Source organism: Pasteurella oralis (assembly GCF_042681465.1).
In the GTDB taxonomy this organism is placed as follows: Bacteria; Pseudomonadota; Gammaproteobacteria; order Enterobacterales; family Pasteurellaceae; genus Pasteurella; species Pasteurella oralis.
On record NZ_JBHUFP010000015.1, the window covers coordinates 141,510 to 148,081 of the forward strand.

At 34.5% G+C, this 6,572-nt stretch carries 6 protein-coding genes; 5 read left to right on the forward strand and 1 reads right to left on the reverse strand.

Features of this window, described 5'->3' with window-relative positions:
- Nucleotides 1–64 precede the first annotated feature (64 nt).
- From ACFSAV_RS09225 to ACFSAV_RS09245, 5 genes are read left to right on the forward strand one after another with little or no spacing between them, the layout of a single operon-like run.
- The gene (locus ACFSAV_RS09225; protein ID WP_379098838.1) at nucleotides 65–1,756 is read left to right on the forward strand and encodes an ABC transporter substrate-binding protein; all 1,692 of its coding nucleotides are present in this window, start codon (nucleotides 65–67) and stop codon (nucleotides 1,754–1,756) included.
- Nucleotides 1,753–2,718: an ABC transporter permease gene (locus tag ACFSAV_RS09230; protein WP_379098841.1), complete on the forward strand. Its 966-nt coding sequence runs from the start codon at nucleotides 1,753–1,755 to the stop codon at nucleotides 2,716–2,718. The genes ACFSAV_RS09225 and ACFSAV_RS09230 overlap by 4 nt, the downstream gene beginning before the upstream one ends.
- On the forward strand, nucleotides 2,708–3,595 hold the full coding sequence (locus ACFSAV_RS09235) for an ABC transporter permease subunit (RefSeq protein WP_101775899.1): 888 nt from the start codon (nucleotides 2,708–2,710) through the stop codon (nucleotides 3,593–3,595). Before ACFSAV_RS09230 ends, ACFSAV_RS09235 begins: the two co-directional genes overlap by 11 nt.
- A gap of 8 nt (nucleotides 3,596–3,603) precedes the next feature.
- Nucleotides 3,604–4,653, forward strand: a complete 1,050-nt coding sequence (locus ACFSAV_RS09240; protein ID WP_379098844.1) for a peptide ABC transporter ATP-binding protein — start codon at nucleotides 3,604–3,606, stop codon at nucleotides 4,651–4,653.
- Between the two features lie 12 nt (nucleotides 4,654–4,665).
- On the forward strand, nucleotides 4,666–5,463 hold the full coding sequence (locus ACFSAV_RS09245) for a peptide ABC transporter ATP-binding protein (RefSeq protein ID WP_379098847.1): 798 nt from the start codon (nucleotides 4,666–4,668) through the stop codon (nucleotides 5,461–5,463).
- A 19-nt stretch (nucleotides 5,464–5,482) separates the two neighbouring features.
- Here the strand turns inward: ACFSAV_RS09245 and ACFSAV_RS09250 are convergent, their stop codons facing one another.
- On the reverse strand, nucleotides 5,483–6,265 hold the full coding sequence (locus ACFSAV_RS09250) for an SDR family NAD(P)-dependent oxidoreductase (protein ID WP_379098850.1): 783 nt from the start codon (nucleotides 6,263–6,265) through the stop codon (nucleotides 5,483–5,485).
- Nucleotides 6,266–6,572: the final 307 nt, after the last annotated feature.

Sequence of the window (6,572 nt, forward strand, 5' to 3'; positions counted from 1 at the left end):
AGGATAGCTTATCAGCACAATATATTTTACAATTCCCCGATAATTTATCACAAATGTACTAATTATGTTGATTAGAAAGGTTATATTTGCCAGTTTTCTGCTTCTATTATCACATTTTGTTACTGCTGCACCGAAAGTGCCAAAGGAATTAACACAAAATGGATTAATTTACTGTACTCATGCTACTGGGCTTTCATTTAACCCACAAACGGCAGATGCGGGTACAAGTATGAATGTGATTACAGAACAAATTTACAATAAACTGTTTGAAACAACGAATAATAGTGCAAGTATTATGCCTTCACTTGCAGAGTCCTATTCTATTTCTAATGATGGTACTCTCATTACGATCAATTTACGTAAAGGAGTCAAGTTCCATCATACTGAATGGTTTAAGCCAACACGTGATTTTAATGCTGATGATGTAGTCTTTTCTATTAACCGTATGTTAGGTCATCATTCTTACTTACCTACTTTAGAAGATGAATCAATTCATTATCCTAACCCACAACACAGTATTTTCCATAAACAAGCGAAAAAAGTTCGCTTTCCTTATTTTGAAAGTATTAAATTAAATAAAAAAATCGAGTCCATTAAAGCACTTGATCCTTACCGCGTACAAATAAAACTATTTCAAGCTGATGCATCAATTTTATCTCATCTAGCAAGTCAATATGCCATCATTTTTTCACAAGAGTATGCTTTACAGCTCAATGCGGATGATAACCTTATTCAGCTCGACTTATTACCTGTTGGTACAGGACCTTATAAAGTTCAAAATTATTTTCGTAATCAATATGTTCGCTTTGTACGCAATGAACATTATTGGAAAAAAGCAGCACAAATTGAAAACATCATTATTGATCTATCAACAGATCGCACTGGACGCTTAATTAAATTTCTAAATGGCGAATGCCAAATTGCCTCTTATCCAGAAGTGAGTCAATTAGGTTTATTACAAGATAAAAATGAACGTTTTTACGTTAATTTCGTTGAAGGTATGAATTTATCTTATCTCGCTTTCAATTTTAAAAAGCCTGAAATGAAAGACACTAAATTACGCCGTGCAATATCACAAGCCATTGACCGAAAACGTATTATTCAAACAATCTACCACAATACGGCTACAGTGGCTAACAATATTATTCCTAACATCTCATGGGCATCCAGTGTCAACACACCTGATTTCGCTTATGACTACAATATAGAAAAAGCAAAAGACTACTTACAAGATAAGCAGCTTAATTTAACAATGTGGGTTATTAATGAAGAACAGGTATATAATCCTTCCCCACTGAAAATGGCAGAGCTAATAAAAAGAGATCTCGCGAAAGTCGGCGTCAAAGTGACTATTCAGCCAGTTACACGAACTTATTTAATTAAACGCTTAAAAGATCATTCTGAAGATTATGATATGATTTTGGCAGGTTGGTTAGCGGGTAACCTAGATCCTGATAGTTTTATGCGACCTATTTTGAGCTGTGGTACGGTTAATGAAATTACTAATTTTTCGAACTGGTGTGAACCACTCTTTGACCATTTTATGGATAATGCTCTAAATACATCTCACTTACGGCTAAGAGCAAGTGAATATAATTTAGCACAAGAATTAATTTTATCAGAAGTACCTATTGTCCCTATTGCAAATGCGAGAAGAATGCTAGTCGTCAACGCCAATGTACGTGGTGTTAAAATGAGCCCCTTTGGTAGTATCAACTTTGAGAATTTATCTTTAAAGAAAGGGGCAAAACCATGATTGTTACTTTCTTACGCCAAGTTTTTCTGATTATTATCACACTGCTTATTTTATCCTTAGTCAGTTATATAATCTTAATTCAAGATCCACTTAATGAAGAACTGATCAATCCAAGTTTTTATCAAGGTTACTTTGCCCACATCAAACATCTTATTGGAGGAGATTTAGGGATCACTTACAATGGGGGCGATTCTCTAAATGCAATTATCCAAACTGTTTTACCTCCTACCCTAGAACTCTGTTTTACCGCTATTTTGCTAGCAATCATTTTCGGTATTCCATTAGGACTAATCGGTGCAATGAATCGCCATAACATAATAGGTAAAAGTATCCATACTATTTCTGCGCTAGGGCTATCAATGCCTGTATTTTGGATTGCACCTATTGCATTATATTTTTCTGCGCTTCATAGCTGGGAGATTTCTGCCATTGGGCAATATAACTTATTATACGCCATTAAGCCGGTGACAGGTTTTCCAATAATTGATGTCTGGTTTATGGAAGAATTCTATAAAACCAAAGTGATCCAGAATGTACTACAACATCTTGTTTTACCAACACTCATACTAACTATTCTCCCAACAATGGAAATTACACGCATTGTACAGCAACGCGCCGAAGAGGTACTCACCAAAAATTATGTAAAAACAGCAACAACACGAGGTTGGTCACAAAGTAAAATTCTACGTAAATATATATTACGCAATACATTACCGCTGTTAGTACCACAAACAACACGCTTATTTACATTAGTACTAACTCAATGTATGCTCGTCGAAAGTACATTTGGCTGGCCTGGTATTGGACGCTGGTTAATTGATGCAGTTACCCAACAGGATTATAATAGTATTTCTGTTGGGATTATTATTATAGGCTTATGCATTATTATCGTTGATATTTTTTCTAATAGTCTAGCGTTTATCCTCGATCCATTTAACAAGAAAGGCTGGTATGCAAGATAAAGAACCCGATGAATTTCGCGATAGTGCCGCACTAAAAAACATTTGGTTGCTATTTCGCCAAAACCGTGTTGCACTGTTCAGCTTTTATCTCTTTATTATATTTATTTTAACCGCACTTTTTAGCCCATGGATTGCCCCTTATTCAAGTGACATGCAATTCGTTGGGCAGGAACTGATGCCGCCATCTTGGATAGATGAAGGACAGATATCCTTTTTCTTTGGCACAGATGATCTAGGTAGGGATGTATTTAGTCGCATTATCATCGGCACTACTTATACCGTTGGCGCTTCGTTAATTGTCGTATTTTTTACTATCATTATCGGTAGTATACTTGGCATCTGGGCTGGTGTTTCACATAGTATCAAGTCGAAAATTCTGAGTCATTTTCTTGATACATTTTTATCGATTCCAAGCCTACTTATTGCAATCATTATTGCTACATTAATGAAACCAAGCTTAATGAATGCAATTATTGCTACAACACTAGCATTGCTTCCTTATTTTATTCATGAAATATATCAAGCAACTCAGCAAGAATTAAAAAAAGAATATGTACTCATGCTAAAACTTGATGGCATTTCAAACAGCACACTATTGAAAGAAACTATCCTTCCTAACATCTCCGTTCGCTATATCCAAGAAATTGCACGTGCCTTTGCTGTAGCTATTTTAGATATTAGCGCATTAAGTTTTATTTCTTTAGGTGCCCAACGTCCTACACCTGAATGGGGCGCCATGATCAAAGATTCTCTAGAACTCATCTATCTAGCACCGTGGGCTGTTATTTTGCCGGGTATTGCGATTATTATGACAATTCTTGTGGTCTTCATTTTTAGCCAAGGTCTCTGTAAAGCGATAGAAAAATATTACGAGTAGGTGAAAAAATGGCATTATTAGATATTCGTAATTTGTGCATTGAGATTGAAACGCCAAATGGTCGAATTAAAATTGTTGATAACATAAATCTCACGTTAAATGAAGGAGAAATTTGTGGTTTAGTCGGTGAATCTGGCTCAGGAAAAAGTCTAATTGCTAAAGTCATTTGTAATGCATTTAAAGATTCTTGGATCATTAGCGCTGATCGCTTTCGCTTTGATAATATTGAATTACTGAAACTTACCCCAACACAAAGACGAAAATTAGTTGGGCAAGAAATCTCTATGATTTTCCAAGATCCATTAACTTGTCTAGATCCGAGTAAAAAAATTGGCAAGCAAATTATTCAACATATTCCTTCATGGACTTTCAAAGGTCGCTGGTGGCAATGGTTTGGGTGGAAAAAACGTCGGGCAATAGAACTATTACACAAAGTTGGTATTAAAGAACACAAAGATATTATGCAAAGCTACCCTGAAGAAATCACTGAAGGAGAAGGTCAAAAAGTCATGATTGCAATTGCAGTAGCCAATCAACCACGCTTATTGATCGCTGATGAACCAACAAATTCAATTGAATCTATTACTAAAGTACAAATTTTTCGCCTACTCTCTAGTATGAATCAAAATCAAGGAACAACTATTCTATTAACAAGTAACGATATTAATAGTATTAGTGAATGGTGCGACAGCTTTTCAGTATTATATTGTGGTCAAAATGCAGAATCAGGTCCTAAAGAAGATATTTTAGAGCACCCACATCACCCCTATACACAAGCATTACTTCACTCAATTCCTGACTTTAGTCAACCATTACCGCTTAAAAGCCGCTTAAATACATTAAAAGGAACTGTTCCCCTCTTAGAACAAATGCCTATTGGCTGCCGTCTTGGTCCTCGCTGCCCATTTGCACAAAAAAAATGTATTTTAAAACCAATAAGATATAGAATTAAACAGCATGAGTTTTCTTGTCACTACCCACTTAATTTGCGGGAAAAACAGTTTAAAGAAAAAAACGTCACGATCCCTTTAACTCTTCAAAATACAAAATCAGAATAAAGGAGAGCACACATGGCATTATTACAAGTTGAGGATCTTTCTAAATCTTTTACTGATTCAATTAACTTTTTTGGCGCTAGCCATTTTAAAGCTGTGCACAAAATTAGTTTTAGCTTAGACAAGAAAAAAACGTTAGCAATCATAGGAAAAAATGGTTCAGGAAAGTCAACATTAGCTAAAATGATAGTTGGTATTATTCCGCCAACTTCAGGTCATATTTTGCTCAATGAGCAACGGTTAGAATTTGGTGACTATCATTATCGCGCTAAACATATCCGTATGGTATTTCAAGATCCAAATACAGCTTTTAATCCACGTTTAAATGTAGGACAAATTTTAGATGCACCATTACGCTTAGTAACACATTTAGATAATCAAGATCGTAATGAAAAAATTTTCAATACATTAAAATTAGTGGGTTTATATCCAGATCATGCTAATGTTAAGATTAAAACTATGTCAGCAAGTCAAAAACAACGTGTTGCATTAGCGCGTGCACTGATTTTAGAACCAGAAATTATCATTGCTGATGATGCCTTAGGTTCACTTGATGCCACTGTAAAAACTCAACTCACTAATTTAATGTTACATCTCCAAGAAAAGCTCAGTATTTCTTATATTTATGTGGGACAACACTTAGGTATTATTAAGCATATTGCCGATGACGTATTAGTCATGGACGAAGGAAAAATGATTGAATATGGTCCAACAAAAGCGCTCTTTACAGAACCTCAAACAGAAGTCACCAAACGCCTTGTTGAAAGCCATTTTGGGAAATTATTAGACAATCACTCATGGGCTATAAAATAAAATCCTGATAAAAAGTAAATTATTTCTTTAAACTTTGAATACGATTAACTAAAAAAAGTACCCAAGATTTAGGTGCGATATAACTAGAATAAACCATAATTTTATTAAAAATACCCGGAATAATTAGTATTTTTTTCTTACCTAAACATTTATCTGTATATTGCGCAACTTCTTCTGCTGTCTGGAATTTTAATGTATCAAATAAAGTAGCCTCTTCCTGCTGAGTCGCAGTTTTAACAAAATTAGTAAGCGTTGGTCCTGGTGCTAAGATCGAAACATGAACATCCGAGCCTCTCAATTCATAACTTAATCCCTGGCTAAAAGAGGTAACAAATGCTTTAGTTGCATAATAAACGGACATCTGTGGACCACCAGGCATTTCCCCAGCAACAGATGAAACATTTAAAATATGTCCATGATTAACTTCAACCATATGTTGTAAATATAACTTAGTCAAAATAACCAATGATTGAACATTTAAATTGACCATCGCAATTTCAGTTTCCAAATCTGTACTCAAAAAGTCGCCTAATAACCCAACACCTGCATTATTAATTAACATATGGATAAATAGTCCTCTTTCTTGAGTTATACTGTATACTTTTCTCGCATTATCTAAACAAGATAAATCGGCTTGAATAACCTCAATATTCTGTTCACCATATTGTTTTTGTAAGACAAGCAAAGGTTGTAAAGTTCTCGCAACTAATACTAATTTACGTCCCTGCTCAGCATAAAGTTTAGCCAATTCATATCCAATTCCAGAACTTGCACCTGTTATTAAAATATATCCTTTATTCATTTATTTTCCTTACCAAATTAATAAATTACAGAATCCTTGTTTATTTTATCTCGATTTAAAAGTCAACCAAATTCCACAAATAAACTTAAATATGCCTCATAAAACATATCACTCGTTACATTGTCCAACGCCCTCATTTTCCATACTGGAAATTAACAACCCTCATACCCCCTAGGTTATCTATACCAATATGCTTAATATTTAAATTTTTAAAGAAATAAAACAGTAATAAAAGCAAGTAGCCAGCTGGCTTTTTAACTAAAATATCAGTTAGTCTATCAATATTACCTAATATGATTAGTCGAAC